The organism is Vibrio sp. YT-15 (assembly GCF_033337445.1).
Classification (GTDB): domain Bacteria; phylum Pseudomonadota; class Gammaproteobacteria; order Enterobacterales; family Vibrionaceae; genus Vibrio; species Vibrio alginolyticus.
The window spans coordinates 1-1,634 of sequence record NZ_JAWOQR010000059.1 but is presented as its reverse complement, the minus strand read 5'-3'; the positions used below and the strand labels follow the sequence as shown (position 1 = coordinate 1,634).

Genomic DNA, 1,634 nt, shown 5'->3' with positions numbered 1-1,634 from the left:
TGATGGACGCAGGGAAATTGACTGCTTATAGTGAGCCAAACTCAAATCCACACCGTGTCTGGTTGGATGTGAGTGATGCAAAATAACTAGAGATACGGATATGAAACAAAAGCAGCTGATAGAAGAATTTAAAACGATAGTCGGGGAAGAGAATGTCCTGACCGATCAGGTTAAAACCAAATACTACCGCTCAGGTTTTCGCTCTGGTAGTGGTACAGCGCTTGCCGTCGTGTTTCCTAACACTTTGTTAGAACAATGGAAGATCATTAAACAGTGTGTCGAGGCGAACTGCATCATCATCATGCAGGCTGCGAAAACAGGTCTCACAGAAGGCTCTGCACCAAGTGGTAACGACTATGACCGCGATGTCGTGGTGATCAACATTACCAAAATCAAAAAAATTCACCTGCTGGATGGTGGCAAACAGGCGGTGTGCTTACCCGGTGCAAGTCTACATTCACTAGAAAAAGAACTCAGAGCCGTTAACCGCGCGCCGCATTCTATTATTGGATCTTCATCGCTAGGAGCGACGGTTGTCGGTGGCATTGCCAATAACTCAGGCGGTGCGTTAGTGAAACGCGGTCCGGCGTATACTGAGCTTGCCATCTACGCGCAGGTCGATAAGCAGGGCAACCTCCATCTGGTTAACCATCTTGGTATTGATGGCTTGGGTGAGACGCCGGAAGAAATTCTTCACAACCTGCAAGAGGGCAATTTCGACCCAAGCAAGATTGTTCACGATGATCGCATGGCATCAGACAAAGAATATGATGAACGAGTTCGTGACGTAACATCTGACATCCCTTCACGTTTTAATGCTGACGAGCGTCGCTTGTTTGAAGCGAGCGGCTGTGCGGGCAAATTGGGCGTGTTTGCAGTGCGTGTTGATAGCTACCCAGTGCCAAACAAAGAGCAAGTGTTTTACTTGGGTACGAACGACGCAAACAAGTTAACCAAATTGAGAAAAGATTTTCTGACTCAATTCGATAACCTGCCAGAAATGGGGGAGTATCTGCATCGCGATATCTTCAATATGGCAGAGAAATACGGCAAAGACGTGTTTTTATCGATCGACTTATTGGGTACGGACAAACTGCCTAAGATGTTCGCATTGAAAGCAAAAGTAGAGAACTTTTTAGAGCGAGTGCCATTTGTCAGCAAATATTTGCCAGACACCATTTTGTACTACGCAAGCAAATTGTTCCCGCAGCATTTGCCTGAGCGAATGCTGGAATTCTGCGATAAATACGAGCATCACTTAGTGCTAAAAATGAGTGATGGCGGAATTGAAGAGGCACAAAAATACCTGAAAGAAGTATGGGCTGTTGAAGATGATTGCGATTTCTTCGAATGTACGCCAGATGAAGGTAAAAAAGCTTACTTACATCGTTTTGCGGCGGCTGGGGCTGCGATTCGCTACGAAACGATTCATCGCAACGAGGTTGAAGACATTGTTGCGCTCGATATCGCATTGCGCAGAAATGATGAAGAATGGTTGGAAACTTTGCCTGAAGAGGTGAGCAAAAATCTGGTTCAGTCGCTCTATTACGGGCACTTCATGTGTTACGTCTTCCATCAGGATTACATCTTCAAAAAAGGTACAGATACCAAATTGATGAAGAAGCTGATGTTAG

The 1,634-nt window shown here is 45.5% G+C and carries 1 protein-coding gene; it reads left to right on the top strand.

The genetic code is table 11. From position 1 onward, the window contains the following. Positions 1-100: 100 nt before the first annotated feature. A partial coding sequence (gene dld, locus R7D93_RS25215; RefSeq protein ID WP_318129551.1) for a D-lactate dehydrogenase occupies positions 101-1,634 on the top strand: 1,534 nt, incomplete at its 3' end.